Genomic DNA, 17189 nt, shown 5'->3' on the forward strand with positions numbered 1-17189 from the left:
GACGTTATTTAACCTGCGATTTTACAGTTCCACGCGCTCGAAGAATTCCTTGCCGACGCCGCAGATGGGGCACACGAAATCGTCGGGCAGCTCATCGACGTATTCCATGTGGCCGCAGATGGTGCAGCGCCAGGCAACCTTCGGCGCAGCGCCTGCGCCGCTTGCCGCAGCAACCGGTGCGGGCGCCTCTTCGCCCAAATAGCTGGAAGCCTTCGGCGGGGTTTTACCGCCCTTGACCTGGTGATAGAACGCATACGTCATGGCTTCGGCCGCGCCTTCGACCTTGTGTGCCTCGTCCACTTCGCCGATGAACAGCACATGCGTGCCCAGGTCCAACTCGGTAACCACCTTCGCAGAGAACGTGGCGCACACCTGCTCGGCCACATAGGGCATGCCGGCCGCATCGCGCGCGCTGGCGTGCTGCGCGAACTTGTCGAGTTCGGTTGACGTGTGGAACCCGAACGTGCCGATAAGCTCCATGGTGGCGTCTTCGGACAAGCACGATGCCGTGAAGCGCCCTGCCTCGCGCACGGCCACCGTGGTGGCGTTTTCCTTGTTCAGCGCAACGCTCACCTGCATGGGCGAAGACGTGACCTGGGCAAACGTGTTCACCACGCAGCCGAAATCGCGGTTTTGCGCGTGCGTGCCGATAACGTACATGCCGTAGCTTAGGCTATGGAACGCGGATTTGTCGATCATCAGATGCCCCCTGTCTTTTCGATTTGCTTCCTTAATGATACTAATTCTTGATAGAGAATCAAGCTGCTGTAGCGCCTGCGGCCTTCTTTACCTATTGTGCGGTCGAATACCGCCGTGCAACGGTACCGTTGACGAACCGTTGCACGCCCGTCGACCAGCCAATGAGCGCGCAGCACAAAAAAGGCGGCCCGAAGCCGCCTTTTTGCTAGAAGCTGTAGTAGTTGCGCGGATTGACCGGCGAACCGTTGATCTCGATCTGGAAGTGCAAGTGCGGGCCGGTTGACAAGCCCGTGGTGCCCACGTAGCCGATGACGTCGCCGGCGTTGACGGTTTGCCCCACCGTTGCCGCCGTTTGGCTTTGGTGCATGTAGATGGTGCGCATGCCGTTGCCGTGCGAGATGATGACGGCGTTGCCGCCCGTGCCGTACCAGCCCACGTACGTGACCGTGCCCGGGCCGGCCGCCAAGATAGGCGCGCCCGACGCGGCGCCAAGGTCGATGCCGTTGTGCGAACCGGTGATGGGCGAATAGCCGAACTCGCAGGTGACGCCGTAGTAGCTTGGGCACGGATTCACCCAGCCGCCGATGGCGGACGTGCCGCCACCGCCACCGGTGTAGCTGTTGCCGCTATCCGAATAGCTGCCGCCGCCCGAATAATCATTGATGCCGGCCGATGCCGAATAGCTGGCAGCCACGCGCGCGGCCTCTTCCTCGCGCTGCTTCGCCTCTTCGGCCGACAAGCGCACGGACTCTTCCTGGCCTTGCAGCAAGGCAACTTCCTCCGTCACCTTCGCAAGCTCGGTTTCCATGGTGGATTTCGTGGCCTCGATCTCGTCTTTGGCGGCCTGGGCTGCCGTCATCTCGTCAGCCGCGATCTGCGACTGTTCCTCGAAGCTTGCCTGGGCCTCGGCCGCTTCCGTGCGAACCTGCTTCGATTCGTCGATCAGGTTGGCGTCCTGCTGCGCGATGCGCTGCAGCGTGTCCCACATGTTCACGAAGTCGTCGAACGACGACACGCCCATGAGCACGCCCAGAAACGACATGCTGCCGCCAGATTTGTACATGTCCACGGCGCGCCCGCCAAGGCGCTCCTGCAGCTGCGCCGTGCGATCATCGGCAGCCTCTTTGCGTTGCCGGGCGTCGTCGGCAGCGGCCTGCGCCTCGTCATGCTGCTGCATGGCGGTGTTGTAACGCTGCTGCGCGTCGTTGAGGTTCGTTTGGAGCCCGTCGATTTTCTGGGCAAGCGTATCGGCTTCGGCCTGCTTGGCCACCGAGGACGCAGCCAGCTCATCGGCCTGCGCCGTAAGGTCGTCGGACTCGGCCGCGAACGCCGTGTTCGCGCCCGCTACCGGCGCAAACGCCAGCGACGCAGCAACGACGACGGACAGGGAAAAACGGGAAACCCGTTGCGTGAAATCAAGCATGCACACACCTTTGCGTGGTTTGAGAAAGCTATGGGTACAAAGTTGCCATTCAACTATAGCAAAAGGGGCCCGAAGGCCCCTATGCGCTCCAAACCTATTCCATGGGAACTACGCGCGGCACTGCGCGCGCTCGCCTTCGCCGAAGAACTCCTCGTACCAAACGATGAACGTGTAGAACGACCAGATCTTCTGCATGTTCGACACGCGCCCGGACTTGTGCTCGTCAAGCAGCTCCATCAGCTTTTCCGGCACGAAGAACTCCTGCGCCACCGGGCCTTCGAACGCGTCTTTCACGCGATTGTAGAACTTGTCGTCGCGCAGCCACACGGCCAACGGCGAGGGGAAGCCGAGCTTCTCCTTGTTGTACACGCGCTCGGGCAGATGACGGGCCGCCGCGCGGCGCAGCGCCACTTTCGACTCATCGTTGGCCACGCGGTAGCGTGCCGGAATGGTAAGGGCCAGCTCAAGCACCTCGCGGTCCAAAAACGGCACGCGCAGCTCAAGCGAGTGCGCCATGGACATGCGGTCGGCCTTCAGCAAGATGTCGAACGCCATCCACGTTTGCATGTCGACGTACTGCAGCTGCGACACGGCGTCAAGGCCGGCCACGTGGTCGAAGTAGGGCTTGGAGCCCTCCTGCGGCGTGGGGCCTGTGATCTTGTCGCGCAGGTACTGCTGGCGGTCCTCGTTTTCAAACACGTAGTCGGCTCGGCTGAAGCGCTCCCACGGCTCCATAGCGCCGTGCGTGAGGAAGTGCTTGCCCTTCACCGCCGGCAGCGCGCCGGCAACGGCGCCCGCAACCTTGCGCACGCCGCGCGGGACGCGCTCGCAGTAGCGGCCCAAGTGGTCTTCGGCCAGGTAATTCGGGTAGCCGCCGAATAGCTCGTCGGCACCTTCGCCCGAAAGCACCACCTTCACGTGCTTCGCCGCGTTCTCGGCCAAGAAGTACAGCGGGTTTTCAGCCGGGTTCGGCAACGGCTCGTCCATGTAGTACTGGATGTCGGGCATGGCGTCGAAGAAGTCGTCGGCCGAAATCTTGTTCGCGATGTTTTCCACGCCCAGCTCCTCCGAGAAGCTTTGCGCGTACGACAACTCGCTGTACTGCTCCTCCTCGTAGCCCACGGAGAACGTGCGGATATTCGTACCGGCCGAATACGCGCGCTCCACCGCGTAGCTGGAGTCGACGCCCGACGACAGGAAGCCGCCCACCTCGACGTCGGCGATCATATGCGCGTCCACCGACTTCGTGAACACGTCCTCGATGCGGTCGGCCCACTGCTCAAGCGTCAGGCTTTCGTCGGGCTTGAACGTGTAGTCGTAGTAGCGCTCGGTCACGAAGCTGTCGGCCGTCCACTCGAACCAGCTGCCGGGCATAAGCTTGAACACGTCGCGGAACAGCGTCTTGTTGTCGGGCAGGTATTCGTAGGACAGGTAGTCGGGGATGCGCTCGCGCACCACGGACTTCTTGAACGCCGGATGGTCCAGGAAGCTTTTGATCTCGGAGCCAAACAGGAACGTGGAGCCGGCACGATAGTAGTAATACGGTTTAATGCCGAAGATGTCGCGCGCGCCGAACAGCTTCTTTTCGCGCTTGTCCCAGATGGCGAACGCGAACATGCCGCGCAGGCGGTCGAGCACGCCGCGGCCCCACTGCTCGAAGCCATGCAGGATGGTTTCGGTGTCGCTATGCGTGGCAAACACGTGGCCAGCGGCCACCAGTTCCTCGCGCAGCTCTTGATAGTTGTAGATTTCGCCGTTGAACACGATGACGAGGTTGCCGTCTTCGTTGAACATGGGCTGGCGGCCGCCCTCAAGGTCGATGATGGACAGGCGGCGGTGCGCAAGCGCCACGTCGTCATCGACGTAGTACGTGGCGTCGTCGGGCCCGCGATGGCGGATGCGATCGCCCATCAGCTCGATGACGCGCTGGGCGTCGATGCCGGGGGTGTTGTTGATGAAACCGGTGAAACCGCACATGGTTTGAAAGCTCCCTTGCTATCGTTTCGAAACGGCCGCTGCAAGATCTTTTGCCGGTGCGCCGCACTCCTGCACGCAGCGCCACGCCAGCACGTCGAGCGCGTCGATGACGGTCATGCCCATGACGTGCACGGGGGCGCCGATGCACGACAGCTCCGTGCACCCAAGCACGATGCCGTCGCAACCGCGCTCCAAAAAGCCCGCGCACACCACCTGGAACCGATCGAAGTCGACGGGGCGGCCCGCCTTCACCTCGTCGTAGATGATGCTCATGACGATGCGCTGGGCAGCTTCGGAAGGCTGTTCGAAGCCAAGCCCTTCGCGGGCGAACGCATCCTGGTACACGCCGGCGGCAAGCGCGCCGTCGGTGGCCATGACGCCGACGCGCGTGCAGCCGAGGCTTTTCGCGAACGCGGCCGTTTCGCGCGGCATGTGCAGAAACGACGCGCGCTCAAGCACGCCGGAGATTTCGTCGTAGCGCGAATGGGCCGTGTTGCACGGCGTGCACACCACTTCGCAACCTGCCTGCTCCAAATCGCGCGCAGCCTGCTGCATGACCGGGATAAACGAGGGGGCGCCGGACCGTCCGAGCAGATACGCCGTGCGATCGGGTATCTGCGGGCGGTTCAAGATGGTGATGTCTAGGTGGTCCTGGTCGCGCGCCACATCCGTCAGCTCCACGATGCGCTGGAACAGCCGAACGGTTGCCGCCGGTCCAAGACCGCCGATGATGCCGAGTTTGCGCGTATCCACGCGCCCCCCTTCCCGCACAGACGCTAGTCGTCTATGCCGCGGTGGCCGAAGCACGCCGCATATTGCTTGCGATAATTCCGCTGGTTGACCTGGTAGCTGATCCAGCGGGCCAGCGACTTGTCCTGCGGGCTCCAGTACGACGTGCGCACCTTCCCCGCGCGGATGAGCCGCTCGGCGCGTGCCAAGGCTTCGGGATCGGAAACGTAGGTGCGGATGACGTCGAGCGGGATCATGGTCCACAGCACTTCGTCGTCAAGCGTGGCGACGTCAAGCGGCCTATCTTCGCCGTACACCACGTCGCGCACCAGGTAGCGCGCCAGATTCTTGTTCGAAGCCGTGGTGAAATAACTTGAACGGCCCTGGCGCGGGTTGATCTCGAACAGCTTGAACGAGCCGTCGCGCTTATCGTACTTCAAATCGAAGTTCGAGAATCCTACGTAGCCTATCTCTTCAAGGAAACCCTTGATTCGCTCGTTGATGTCGGCGTTGTAGCCCGTCATGATGGCGCCGTAGCTGCCGATGCCCTCGGGCGTGTGCTCTTCAAGCAGCACGTCGCCAAGCGCCATCATCTTCACCTTGCCGTGGGCGTCCGAGTAGCAGTTCATCACGCGCATGCACGTGTCGTCGCCCGGCACGAAGTCCTGCACAATCATGGCGTCGCGGTACGTGGACGTTTCCGAGTACACGCCCGCCAGGATGCGGCGCATCTCGTCGGCGTTCTGCACGACGAACACCTTCTTCTTGCCCGGATAGTTGCAGTTCCAGTACGCAACGCTGTTCGAGGGCTTCACCACCACAGGGTATTCGAACGGCGGCTCGAAGCCGGCGGCCGTCTCAGGCGTGACCTCGCACGTTTTCGGGAATTCAAGGCCGAACTTCACGCACGTGTCGTAGAAGCGCTCCTTCGTGGACAGCAGCGCGAACTGGTCGGGCGACATGATGTTGAAGCGATACGCGTCGCGCAGCTTGTCCTGGTTGCGCACGAGCATCTTCGTGTAGTTGTCGCCGCACGGCACCAGCACCAGCGTTTGCCCCTTGTGGGCGGCCGCGTAGTCAAGCAGCGTGCGCGTGAACACGTCGTCGTCCTCAAGGTCGGGCTCGGTGACGTCGAACGTCAGGATCTTGCTGTGCTGGCAGATGTGGAACGCGCCCTTGCCGATGGCGCGCGAAGCGGTTCCGAATTCTTCGTAAAACGAACGTGCCATACCGTACGCGTTGGCGTCGCCGCCAAGCAAAACGGGCAGGAAATCGTTTGTTGCCACGTGAATACCTCTTTAATCGGTTGATAATCGAACGAGAGCCCGGAAAACCGGGCTCTCGTTACACAGTCGCTATTGCGTGAGGTACGCTATTCGGCAGCGTTCTCGACCAGGGCGTCGACAGCAGCCTCGTCGGCAGCGGTAGCCTCGGGAGCGGCTTCGGCCTCAGCAGCGGCAGCGGTAGCAGCCTCGAGCTCGGCAGCCTTCTCAGCCTCGGCGGCAGCCTTCTTGGCGTACTCTTCAGCACGCTTGGCCTTAGCGGCGGCCTTAGCCTCGCGCTCGGCCTTCTTGGCGGCCTCGAGCTCAGCAGCCTTAGCGGCGCGCTCGGCCTTCTTGGCGGCCTCGCGAGCAGCCACCTGCTCCTTAGCGGCGCCGAACTTGTCGGCGAAGCGCTGGACGCGTCCGCCGGTGTCGACGAAGCGCTGCTGGCCGGTGTAGAACGGGTGGCACACGTTGCAGATGTCGATCTTCAGCTCAGGCTTCGTAGAACGAGTGGTGAACGTGTTGCCGCAGCTGCACTTGACGGTGCACTCCACGTACTCCGGATGGATTCCTTGTTTCATAGTCTGGTACTCCTTTTACCGTGCCTTGGTTTCCGACCAAGGCGGAAGACAAGCCTTTGCATAATAACACCGAACGCCGCGCCCGGCCAGAGCCAAGCGCGGCGTTCACAGGTTCTACGCTATTGCAACGGTTGTGGAATGCGAGCGAAGAAAGCTTCGCTCTCCCCCTGCGTCTGCCCAACCTTCGAAGCCTGGCGACATCGGGCGATTCCTACCATTTGTCAACAGAAAGCGGGACAAAGGGACTGTCCCTTTGTCCCGCTTGCGGGCGCTATTCGGCGGCAGGCGCGGGCTGCTGGCCTTCGACGACGACGTTGGCGTGCTCGAGCAGCCAGCGGTTCGCCTTCAGGCGGCCGGCCGTTTCGCGCAGCACGAAGCCCTGGCCGTTGCCCTCCATCTGGCGACGCACAGTGGTGGGGTCGGCGGGGTTCATGGCGCGGCATGCGGCCAGGATGTCCTCGTCGGTAAGGTCCATGTTCTCGTGGCGGAACAGCGCGTCAAGCGAGTAGCCCTGCACGAGCATCTGGCGCGCCTGCACCATGAGCATCATGCTGAACTGCTGGATGCCGCCCTGCATGGCCACGAACTCGTCGAACTGCACTCCCTGCTGCGCCAGCGAGCCCTTCACGTTCTGCATGAGCGTCTCGCGCATGGCCTCGTAGACCTCGTCGTCGATCTTGCCCGTAAAGCGGCTGCCCAGCTCGTCGGCGGCCAGGGACAGCTGCATCTCACGGTACTGCGCCTGCTGCTCGGCAAGCAGGCTTTCGCGGATGGAGCCGCGCAGCGCGGCAGCGTCGCGCACCATGGGGATGTTCTTCGTCACCCATTCGTCGGTAAGCTCGGGCACTTCCTTGCACTGGCACTCCAGCACGGTGACGGTGCACTCGATAGGCTCGGCGCCCTCTTCAGCGCCCGGCACGTCGAAGCTGAACGTCTTCGTGTCGCCCTCGGTCATGCCGATGAGGCTCTTCTCGAAGCCTTCGGGCAGAAGGTTCATGCCCATGATGTACGTGCGGCCCTCGGTGGACAGGTACTTGTGCGGCTGGCCGCCCTGCACGGCTTCCACTTTGATGCGCGCGGCGTCGTTCTCGCCAAGCGGATGCGGGTCGCAGCGCACGTACGTGGCGTAGCTTTCGAGCACCTGGCGCACCTGCTGGTCGACCTGCGCCTCGTCGAACTTGAACGCCGGCACGGTGATGGTGACCGGGTCGTAGCTGGTCAGCTCGTACTCGGGCTTCGGCGTGACGCGCAGCTTGAACTCGAACGTTTCGCCACGCTTGATCATGTTGCCCTCAAGGATGGGCTTGGGCGGATAGGCCGGGCACAGGTTGCGCTTGTCCACGGCGAACGGCACCAGGTAGTCGACGGCAAGCTGCTGCGACACCATGTCCAGGTTCACGATGCCAAGCTCTTCCTCGGCCACCTTCTCGGGCGTCTGGCCCGGGCCGACCTGCACGCCCATGTTCGCCAAAAACGAGTAGTGGGCCACGTTGAACGCCTGCGCCACCTCGGCCGTGGCGGCAACGGCCGTCAGCTCGTAGCGGCCGTCAGCAAGCTTCTTTTCGGTAACCTTCATTGGGAATCCCCTTCTGATTGTAAAAACGCACTGAGCGGTATTGTAACGCAAGCGCGCGAAGCGCAACGCGGGCCTTTCGAGCGGTATGCAAGCGTGCGGGGCGCGCACAGCCCGATGCGCGCGGCCCGCCCCATGCGCGCGCCTGGCGCGGCGAAGGCGGTTCGCGGCCTGCCGCACGTCTGGCCGCCTGGCTTGCGCACGCACACTGCGACGCGCGTGCCAAACGGATCCTGCCGCGCTCAGGGCGCAGAGCATTCCGCGCGCCCTTCCCTATTCGTTGGACTTCAGGCTTTCCACCATGTTGATGCGGCGCAGCTTCTTGCGCATGGCCACCGCCACGATAAGCGAGAACAGCAGCGTGAGCGCGAACGCGATGACGAAGCTGGCGGCGTGGATGTCGCGGCCGAACATGACCTGGTCCACTTCGGCCGTGGTGATGACGAAGCCCTCCATGACGACGCCGAGCAGCATGCCCACCACGGCGCCGATGACGGAAAGCAGCATGGTTTCGCGGAAGATGTAGGCGTCCACTTCGCGCGGCGTGAAGCCGAGCACCTTAAGCGTGGCGATTTCGCGAGCTCGCTCGGTGATGTTGATGTTCGTGAGGTTGTACAGCACCACGAACGCCAGCAGCGCCGCGGCCACCACCAGCACCACCACCACGCTGTCGACCGTTTTCAGCATGGTGCGGTAGCTGTCGATCGTCTCGTCGTTGTACGTGACCGTTTTCACGTCGTCAAGCGCCAGCGTATCGTCCGAGAACGCATCGCGGTCGGCGCCGTCGGGCAGACTGGCATACACGGTGGAGAAGCTGGGCGAGCTGCCCATCATGTCCTGGTATACCTGCGCCGTAACGTACGCGTACTGACTGACGTAGTTCTCCATGATGCCGGCTACGCGCACATCGTACGGCTGTCCCACCAGGTTGCCGATGTCGTCCTCGTCGTACAGCTGCACGGTGTCGCCCACGGCCACGCCAAGCTGGCGCGCCAGCTTTTCGCTGATGATGGCCCCTTCGCCGTCAAGCTGCAGCGGCGTTTGCCCCACGCGCGTGCGCATGGTGACGAACTGCTGCAGCGCTGCGGCGTCTTGGGCCACCACGAACTCCACGCGATGCTCGGTGCCCGTGTCGGGCGCGACTGCGATATCGTTGCCCGTGGACACCCACGTGAACGCGTCGGTTTCGCCGTCCACCACCGCGGCCAGGTTGTCCTTGGCGTCCTGGCTAGCTTCAGGGTCCATACGCACGATGGTGTTGAAGTGATAGATCTCGCCGTACTGCTTATCGATGATGTCGTTGATGGCGTTTTGCAGGCCCAGACCCGTCAGCAGCAGCGCCGTGCAGCCTGCAATGCCCACGGTTGCCATGAAGAAGCGCCGCTTGTAGCGGAACAGGTTGCGCGCCGTGACCTTCCAGCTAAACGACATGCGGCGCCACAGCGGGCGGATGCGCTCAAGCAGGATGCGCTTGCCCGCTTTCGGCGCGCGCGGCAGCATCAGCGACGCGGGGCCCTCGCGCAGCGTGGCCGCCGCCGCGAACCATGTGGCCGCCACGGTGATGCCCACGCCCAGACCGGCCGCCGCAGCCGCGATGCCCGAATCGATGGGCGTCGGCGCGCACGGCACCTGGTACATGATGGAGTACGCCTTCATGATGAACCACGGCAGGAACTGGCTGAGCAGCGCGATGCCCACCACGGCGCCGGCGCCTGAAGCCACCACGGCGTAGATGAGGTATTTCGACGTGATGCGCGCGCCCGAATAGCCCAGCGCTTTGAACGTGCCGATGAGCACGCGCTCCTCCTCGACCATACGCGTCATGGTGGTCAGCGAAACCAGGGCCGCCACCAGGAAGAACATGAACGGGAACACCTGGGCTATCTGGTCGATGCGCCCGGCATCGGAGCGGAAGCTTTCAGCGCCAAGGTTCTTCGTGCGGTCAAGCACGTACACGCTGGCGTCTTTGTCGGCGATGGCGTCGATATCAGCCTGCGCGCTTGCCAGCTGCGCTTCGGCGTCGGCGAACTGGGCCTGCGCATCGGCGCGGCGCTCGTCAAGCTGCGCTTGCCCATCCTGATATTCCGCCAGGCCGCTTTCGTATTCCGCGCGGCCCTGCTCATAGCTTTGCTGGCCCGCCGCGTATTGCTGGCGGCCCGAGGCCAGCTGCGCCGCGGCGACGTCAAGCTGCTGCTGCGCGCTATCAAGCTGGGCTTGCGCGGCAGACAGCTGGGCCTGCGCTTGGGCGCGTTGGGCGTCAAGTTCGGCCTGCCCGGCGGCCAACTGGTCGGGAACACCGGCCGTTTGCGCATCGATCTGCGCGATGGCCGCCTCAAGCTGCGCGGCCACGTCGGCCAGCTGCGCGGCGCGCGCCTGCTCAAGCTGCACTTCTAGCTGGCTGCGCTGCGCCATGGCGGCGTTGTACTGCGTCTGGGCTTCGTCAAGCTGCGCCTGGGCCTGCGCCAGCGATTGCTGCGCTTGCGCACGCTGGGCGTCAAGCTGCTGCTGGCCGCTTTCCTGCTGCGCGCGCCCATCGGCCAGCTGCTGCGCGCCCGCATCAAGCTGGGCCTGGCTGCTGGAAAGCTGCGCGGCGGCGCTGGACAGCTGGGCCGCCGCATCGTCAAGCTGCCCGCGCGCGTCGTCTAGCTGGGCCTGCGCATCGTCAAGCTGGGCTTCGGCATCGCGTTTCTGGTCCTCGAACTCGGCGCGCTTGTCGTCAAGTTCGCGCTGCGCGGTTTCCTGCAACCCCGCGATACGGGACGCGGACAAGTCGCCTGCAATCTCGTTCAGGCGCTGCTGCACCTCGTCGACGCGTTGCTGATAGGCGTCGCTTGACCACTGCTGGTCCTTCGCGCCGTCAACGGTGACGAACGCTTCCGTATAAGGGTAATCAGCACTGAACGCGCCGGGTGCCACGTACACGTACGACGTCAGCTCACCCGAACCCAGCGATGTCGAGCCCGTGTTCGTGGAGCACGTGTAGTACGACGAGCGCACGAACCCAGTGACGGTGAAGCGCTTCACGGCGAACACGTCGTCAAGATCGGCAGTGCCCTCAATAAGCTCGACGGTGTCGCCGATGCGCACGTCGTTCGACGACACGGTGTCGGCGGACAGCAGGCATTCGCTATCCGTTTCAGGCCAAGTGCCCGAAACCAGGATGGGCCGATTGATGTAGTCGTTATCAGAAGATTGCACGTGCAGCCCGTCGTCGCACGTACTTGCGCGCGCGGCGTCCATATCAAGCGAATGGTAGCGCAGCGTGTACTGCACGCCGTCCACCGACGAGATGGCGTCCGCCTCGTAAGCTGGCATAACGCCCGACACGCCGTCGACCGCGCGAACCTGATCGATTTCGGAATCCGTCAGGCCCAGCGAGCCCACCACGCGCACATCGCACAGGTTCGTGGCGTCGTAGTACTGCTCGCCCGCCAGGCGCATGTCGGGCCCCGTCATGCGCAGGCCGGCATAGAACCCACAGCCAAGCGCTGCCATAACGGCGATGGCCAGAAAGCGCCCCCACGATTTCGTGATGGAGCGCAGCACCTCTTTCGAAAACGCGCGCATGCCCTACCACTCCAGCGTTTCGGCCGAAGCGGGATGCGGGTTCACCTGCATGCTGGCCACCCGGCCTTCGCGCACATGGATGACGCGGTCGGCAATAGCTGCGAACGCAGAGTTGTGCGTGATAAGCACCACCGTCTTCCCCGTGTTGAGGCACGTGTCTTGCAGAAGCTTCAAGATGGCCTTGCCCGTTTTGAAGTCAAGCGCGCCGGTGGGTTCGTCGGCTAGCAGCAGCTTGGGGTTTTTCGCCAACGCGCGCGCGATGGCCACGCGCTGCTGTTCGCCGCCGGAAAGCTGCGCCGGGAAGTTGTCCATGCGATGCGCCAGGCCCACCTGCGCAAGCACTTCGGCCGCGTCAAGCGGGTGCGGGCAGATCTGGCTTGCCAGCTCAACGTTCTCAAGCGCCGTGAGGTTTTGCACCAGGTTGTAGAACTGGAACACGAATCCAATGTCAAGCCGGCGGTACTGCGTCAGCTGCTTCTCGTTGAACGTGCTGATTTCGCGCCCGTCAAGCACGATAGAGCCCGAGGTGCACGAGTCCATGCCGCCAAGCATGTTCAGCAACGTGGTTTTGCCGGCGCCCGAAGGCCCTACCACCACCACGAACTCGCCGCGTTCGCACGAAAACGTCATGCCGTCGGCGGCGGCCACCTCGACCTCGCCCATCTTGTAGACCTTGCGCACATCATTGAATTCTACGAACGCCATGGCACCCACCCGTTCATTCGCCAGCTGTGTTTATAGCTGATTATACAAAAAAGCGCCCCGGGGGTTCCGGGGCGCTTATCAAGTTAAGCGTAAAGCTTCAGCCAACGGCAGCTTAGTTAGCGCCGAACAGCTCGATGGTATCGCCTTCCTTGAGTGTGACCATAGCCTTCTTCCAGGTACGGGTCAGACCCTTCTGGTAGCGAACGCGCTTCGGCTTCGGCTTGACGTTGAGGGTGTTCACCTTGACCACGGAGACGTTGAAGATGGCCTCGATAGCCTGGCGGATCTCAACCTTGTTGGAGTCCTTGGCCACCTCGAAGGTGTACACGTTGTTCTCCATCTGGTCGTAGCTGTGCTCCGTCACGATAGGACGGATGATGACCTCGCGGGGATCCTTCATTATGCGAGCACCTCCTCGATGCGCTTCAGGGCCTCGGCGGTGAACACCAGCTGCTTGTTGTCGAGCAGCTCGTAGGTGTTGGCCTCGGCGACGGGCAGAACGTTGACCTTCTCCAGGTTGCGGAAGGACAGCCACGTGGTGACGTCCTCGTTGCCGATGACGAGCGTGGTGCGCTGACCCTCAAAGCCCATGGCCTGGATGAACGCCTTGGCGTCCTTCGTGCGGGGCTTCTCGAAGTTGAAGCCGTCCACCACGGTGAACTGGCCGTCGGCCAGCTTCGCGGACAGAGCGGAGCGCATGGCCAGCTTGACTTCCTTGTTGTTCACGCGGAAGGCGTAGCTGCGGGGATGCGGACCGAACACGGTGCCGCCGCCGCGCCACTGAGGGGAGCGGATGGAGCCCTGGCGGGCACGACCGGTGCCCTTCTGGCGCCACGGCTTCTTGCCGCCGCCGCGGACGTTGCCGCGGGTAAGGGTGTTGCTGGTGCCGGCACGCCAAGACGCACGCTGAGCGCGCACAACCTGGTGCATGACGGGCACGTTCGGCTCGATGCCGAACACGGAAGCGGAAAGCTCGGCGTCGCCGGCCTTCTTACCGCTTGCGTCCTTGATCTCGATAGTCGTCATGGTAGTAGAAACTCCTTATAGATAGTCCAGGTTACGCCATGCGCACGCGCACGATGCCGTTCTTGCCGCCGGGGATGGCGCCCTTGACCAGGATCAGGTTCTGCTCCTCGTCGACGCGCATGACGGTCAGGTTCTTCACGGTAACCGTGTCGCAGCCCATGTGACCAGGCATGCGCAGGCCCTTCAGCACGCGGGAAGGCGTGGCGCACATGCCCACGGAACCGGGAGCACGATGGAAGTGAGCACCATGGCCACCCGGACCACCGGCGAAGCCGTAGCGCTTCATAACGCCGGCGAAGCCCTTACCCTTGGAAGTACCGGTGACGTCGACCTTCTTCACGTCGGCGAAAGCCGCCACGGTCTGCTGGTCGCCCGGCTTGTACTCGGCAGCGTCCTCGACGCGAACCTCACGCAGATAGCGGGTCGGCTCGACGCCCTGCTTGGCGAAATGGCCGCCCATGGGCTTGTTAACCTTCTTCGCCTTGATGGCGCCAAAGCCCAGCTGCACAGCCTCGTAGCCGTCGGTGGCCTTCGTCTTGACCTGGCACACCGTGTTCGGCTCGGCCTGGATCACGGTCACGGGGATGAGCTTGTCCTCCTCGTTGAAGATCTGGGTCATGCCGATTTTCTTACCATAAATTGCGTTAATCATTCGTTGACACCCCTTACAGCTTGATCTCGATGTCGACGCCGGCAGGGAGATCCAGACGCATCAGGGAGTCCACCGTGTTCGGGGTGGGCTCGAGGATGTCGATCAGGCGCTTGTGAGTGCGCATCTCGAACTGCTCGCGCGAATCCTTGTCCACATGGGGGCCCTTGACGACGGTGAACAGGTTGCGCTCCGTCGGCAGCGGGATGGGACCGGACACCTTGGCACCCGTCTTCTGAGCGGTATCGACGATGAGCTTCGTGGACTGGTCCACGATCTCATGATCGTATCCCTTGAGGCGGATGCGAATCTTCTGATTAGCCACTTTCATTTCCTCCGTTAAGCTTTCGGACGAGCGACGCCTTAGGCGTTGCCGCCGGCCTTGCTGATAATCTCTGCAGCGACGTTCTTGGGAACCGGCTCATAAGAGTCGAACTGCATGGTGTAGGTTGCGCGGCCCTGCGTACCGGAACGCAGGTCGGTGGCGTAACCGAACATCATGCCCAGCGGCACCTTCGCAGAGATGGCGACGGCACCGGAGCGCTGCTCCTGACCCTGGATCATACCGCGGCGAGACGGGATGTCGCCCATGACGAAGCCCGTGTACTCCTCCGGCGTTTCCACCTCGACGGCCATGACAGGCTCGAGGATGACTGGGTCGGACTTGCGCAGAGCGTCCTTGATGGCCATGGAACCGGCAACCTTAAAGGCAGCTTCCGAAGAGTCGACGTCGTGGTAAGAACCGTCGATGAGCTCGACGCGCACGTCCTCGACCGGGTAGCCAGCCAGAACGCCCGTGTTGAGGGCTTCCTGGATGCCCTTGTCGATGGAAGGAATGTATTCCTTCGGCACGACGCCGCCGACGATCTTGTTCTCGAACTCGTAACCCTTGCCCGGCTCCTGCGGGTACATGTTGATGACCGCATGGCCGTACTGGCCGCGACCGCCGGACTGGCGGACGAACTTGCCCTCGGCGCTAAGCACTTCGTGGCCCGGACGCTCGCGGTAAGCAACCTGCGGCTTACCAACGTTTGCCTCGACCTTGAACTCGCGCATCAGGCGGTCAACGATGATCTCCAGGTGCAGCTCGCCCATGCCGGCGATGATGGTCTGGCCGGTCTCATGGTTGGTGGACACGCGGAACGTCGGGTCCTCCTCGGCCAGCTTCTGCAGCGCGATTTCCATCTTCGTCTGGTCGGCCTTCGTCTTCGGCTCGACGGCGATGTCGATAACCGGGTCGGCGAATTCCATGGACTCCAGGATGATGGGAGCGTTCTCGTCGCACAGGGTGTCACCGGTGGTGGTGTTCTTCAGGCCAACGACGGCAACGATGTCGCCTGCGGAGCAGGAGTCGATGTCGACGCGCTGGTTGGAGTGCATCTGCAGCAGACGGCCGATGCGCTCTTTCTTGTCCTTCGTGGCGTTGACCACGTAGGAGCCAGCATCCAGAGAGCCCGAGTACACGCGCAGGTAGGTGAGCTTACCCACGAACGGGTCGGTCATGATCTTGAACGCCAGGGCGCTGAACGGAGCCTTCGGGTCGGAAGGACGCTCGTCCTCTTCGCCGGTCTCGGGGTTGCTGCCCTTGATGGCCGGAACGTCGATAGGGGCCGGCAGGTAGTCGACAACGGCGTCGAGCAGTTCCTGCACGCCCTTGTTCTTGTAGGCGGAGCCCACGAACACGGGGTTGATCTTGCAGGAGATGACGCCCTTGCGCAGAGCAGCCTTCAGTTCCTCGACGGAGACTTCCTCCTCCATGAGGACCTTCTCCATGAGGTCGTCGTCGCAGTCAGCGGCGGCTTCGACGAGCTCCTGGTGGGCAAGCTCGGCCTCGTCAGCGAACTCGGCCGGGATGGCATCCATAGGCTCGGGGTAGGTCATGCCCTTGTCGTCGGCCTTGAAGTCCCATGCGGTCATGGTAACCAGGTCGATGACGCCCCAGAAGTTGTCCTCAGCGCCCATGGGCAGCTGAGCGGCAACGGCGTTGGCGCCCAGACGATCCTTCATGGTCTGAATGGCGTGGCCGAAGTCAGCGCCAACGCGGTCGTACTTGTTGATGAACGCGATGCGCGGCACGCCGTAACGCTCGGCCTGACGCCAAACGGTCTCGGACTGCGGCTGAACGCCGGCAACGGCGTCGAACACGGCGACGGTACCGTCGAGAACGCGCAGAGAGCGCTCAACCTCGGCGGTGAAGTCCACGTGGCCGGGCGTGTCGATGATCTGGAAGCGGTACGTCTCGTCGTCCTTCTTCCAGAAGCAGGTGGTAGCGGCGGCGGTGATGGTTACGCCACGCTCCTGCTCCTGAACCATCCAGTCCATCGTCGCGGCGCCGTCATGCACCTCGCCGATCTTGTGGGTCTTGCCCGTGTAGTACAGGATGCGCTCAGTAGTAGTGGTCTTACCGGCATCGATGTGGGCCATGATGCCGAAGTTACGGGTGAGCTTCAGGTCGTTAGTCTTAGCCATGTTCCGTCACGCCCTAGAAGCGGTAGTGCGAGAACGCACGGTTGGACTCGGCCATCTTGTACAGGTCCTCGCGCTTCTTCACGGATGCGCCGGTGTTCTCGGCGGCGTCCATGATCTCAGCGGCCAGGCGCTGCTTCATGGTGTGCTCCTTGCGCTTACGGGAGAAGTCGACGATCCAGCGGATGGCCAGCGTGGTGGCGCGACGGGAGTTGACTTCCATGGGCACCTGGTAGGTGGCGCCGCCGACACGCTTCGGCTTGACTTCGAGCGTGGGGCGGACATTGTCCATAGCCTTCTTGAAGACGGCCAGCGGATCTTCGCCCGTCTTGGCCTGAACCAGCTCGAAAGCACCGTAGACGATGCCCTCGGCGGTGGACTTCTTGCCGTCCAGCAGGATCTTGTTAATCAGCTGGGTGACAAGACGGTTGTTGTAGACGGCGTCCGGCTGAACTTCACGGCGGACGGCTGCTGCACGACGCGGCATGTAAAACTCCTTCTTATTCCTGCGCGCTTCTAAGAGACTTTC

At 63.0% G+C, this 17189-nt stretch carries 15 protein-coding genes; all 15 read right to left on the bottom strand.

Annotated elements, in window-relative coordinates:
- Positions 1–21: 21 nt before the first annotated feature.
- A complete protein-coding gene (locus ET524_RS11895; RefSeq protein WP_129423073.1) occupies positions 22–699 on the bottom strand; it encodes a flavin reductase in 678 nt (225 codons plus the stop codon).
- A gap of 205 nt (positions 700–904) precedes the next feature.
- The gene (locus ET524_RS01675; protein ID WP_129423074.1) at positions 905–2122 is read right to left on the bottom strand and encodes a murein hydrolase activator EnvC family protein; all 1218 of its coding nucleotides are present in this window, start codon (positions 2120–2122) and stop codon (positions 905–907) included.
- A 108-nt stretch (positions 2123–2230) separates the two neighbouring features.
- Complete coding sequence (gene asnB, locus ET524_RS01680; RefSeq protein WP_129423075.1) at positions 2231–4099, bottom strand: asparagine synthase (glutamine-hydrolyzing); 1869 nt, start codon at positions 4097–4099, stop codon at positions 2231–2233.
- Between the two features lie 18 nt (positions 4100–4117).
- Positions 4118–4852: a cysteate racemase gene (gene cuyB / locus ET524_RS01685; RefSeq protein WP_161566576.1), complete on the bottom strand. Its 735-nt coding sequence runs from the start codon at positions 4850–4852 to the stop codon at positions 4118–4120.
- Between the two features lie 23 nt (positions 4853–4875).
- The gene (locus ET524_RS01690) at positions 4876–6114 is read right to left on the bottom strand and encodes a carboxylate--amine ligase (RefSeq protein ID WP_201738600.1); all 1239 of its coding nucleotides are present in this window, start codon (positions 6112–6114) and stop codon (positions 4876–4878) included.
- Between the two features lie 86 nt (positions 6115–6200).
- Entirely contained in the window at positions 6201–6674 is a 474-nt protein-coding gene (gene rpmE / locus ET524_RS01695) for a 50S ribosomal protein L31 (RefSeq protein WP_129423077.1), read from the bottom strand.
- A gap of 271 nt (positions 6675–6945) precedes the next feature.
- A complete protein-coding gene (locus ET524_RS01700) occupies positions 6946–8250 on the bottom strand; it encodes a trigger factor (RefSeq protein WP_129423078.1) in 1305 nt (434 codons plus the stop codon).
- Positions 8251–8520: 270 nt separating this feature from the next.
- Complete coding sequence (locus ET524_RS01705; protein WP_129423079.1) at positions 8521–11814, bottom strand: FtsX-like permease family protein; 3294 nt, start codon at positions 11812–11814, stop codon at positions 8521–8523.
- A gap of 3 nt (positions 11815–11817) precedes the next feature.
- Complete coding sequence (locus ET524_RS01710; RefSeq protein ID WP_129423080.1) at positions 11818–12519, bottom strand: ABC transporter ATP-binding protein; 702 nt, start codon at positions 12517–12519, stop codon at positions 11818–11820.
- Between the two features lie 112 nt (positions 12520–12631).
- Positions 12632–12919, bottom strand: a complete 288-nt coding sequence (rplW, locus tag ET524_RS01715) for a 50S ribosomal protein L23 (protein WP_129423081.1) — start codon at positions 12917–12919, stop codon at positions 12632–12634.
- A complete protein-coding gene (gene rplD / locus ET524_RS01720) occupies positions 12919–13545 on the bottom strand; it encodes a 50S ribosomal protein L4 (RefSeq protein WP_129423082.1) in 627 nt (208 codons plus the stop codon). Before rplD ends, rplW begins: the two co-directional genes overlap by 1 nt.
- A gap of 31 nt (positions 13546–13576) precedes the next feature.
- Positions 13577–14197, bottom strand: a complete 621-nt coding sequence (rplC, locus tag ET524_RS01725) for a 50S ribosomal protein L3 (protein ID WP_129423083.1) — start codon at positions 14195–14197, stop codon at positions 13577–13579.
- A gap of 13 nt (positions 14198–14210) precedes the next feature.
- The gene (gene rpsJ / locus ET524_RS01730) at positions 14211–14519 is read right to left on the bottom strand and encodes a 30S ribosomal protein S10 (RefSeq protein WP_042433704.1); all 309 of its coding nucleotides are present in this window, start codon (positions 14517–14519) and stop codon (positions 14211–14213) included.
- A 38-nt stretch (positions 14520–14557) separates the two neighbouring features.
- Positions 14558–16663: an elongation factor G gene (gene fusA / locus ET524_RS01735; RefSeq protein ID WP_129423084.1), complete on the bottom strand. Its 2106-nt coding sequence runs from the start codon at positions 16661–16663 to the stop codon at positions 14558–14560.
- Between the two features lie 13 nt (positions 16664–16676).
- Positions 16677–17147, bottom strand: a complete 471-nt coding sequence (gene rpsG, locus ET524_RS01740) for a 30S ribosomal protein S7 (RefSeq protein ID WP_129423085.1) — start codon at positions 17145–17147, stop codon at positions 16677–16679.
- Positions 17148–17189: the final 42 nt, after the last annotated feature.

The sequence above is a fragment of the Senegalimassilia faecalis genome (assembly GCF_004135645.1).
GTDB lineage: Bacteria > Actinomycetota > Coriobacteriia > Coriobacteriales > Eggerthellaceae > Senegalimassilia > Senegalimassilia faecalis.

Coding starts and splice junctions, on each gene's coding strand:
- ET524_RS11895 (WP_129423073.1), bottom strand. CDS start 699: ATGATCGACAAATCCGCGTTCCATAGCCTAAGCTACGGCATGTACGTT.
- ET524_RS01675 (WP_129423074.1), bottom strand. CDS start 2,122: ATGCTTGATTTCACGCAACGGGTTTCCCGTTTTTCCCTGTCCGTCGTC.
- asnB (WP_129423075.1), bottom strand. CDS start 4,099: ATGTGCGGTTTCACCGGTTTCATCAACAACACCCCCGGCATCGACGCC.
- rpmE (WP_129423077.1), bottom strand. CDS start 6,674: ATGAAACAAGGAATCCATCCGGAGTACGTGGAGTGCACCGTCAAGTGC.
- ET524_RS01700 (WP_129423078.1), bottom strand. CDS start 8,250: ATGAAGGTTACCGAAAAGAAGCTTGCTGACGGCCGCTACGAGCTGACG.
- ET524_RS01705 (WP_129423079.1), bottom strand. CDS start 11,814: ATGCGCGCGTTTTCGAAAGAGGTGCTGCGCTCCATCACGAAATCGTGG.
- ET524_RS01710 (WP_129423080.1), bottom strand. CDS start 12,519: ATGGCGTTCGTAGAATTCAATGATGTGCGCAAGGTCTACAAGATGGGC.
- rplW (WP_129423081.1), bottom strand. CDS start 12,919: ATGAAGGATCCCCGCGAGGTCATCATCCGTCCTATCGTGACGGAGCAC.
- rplD (WP_129423082.1), bottom strand. CDS start 13,545: ATGACGACTATCGAGATCAAGGACGCAAGCGGTAAGAAGGCCGGCGAC.
- rplC (WP_129423083.1), bottom strand. CDS start 14,197: ATGATTAACGCAATTTATGGTAAGAAAATCGGCATGACCCAGATCTTC.
- fusA (WP_129423084.1), bottom strand. CDS start 16,663: ATGGCTAAGACTAACGACCTGAAGCTCACCCGTAACTTCGGCATCATG.
- rpsG (WP_129423085.1), bottom strand. CDS start 17,147: ATGCCGCGTCGTGCAGCAGCCGTCCGCCGTGAAGTTCAGCCGGACGCC.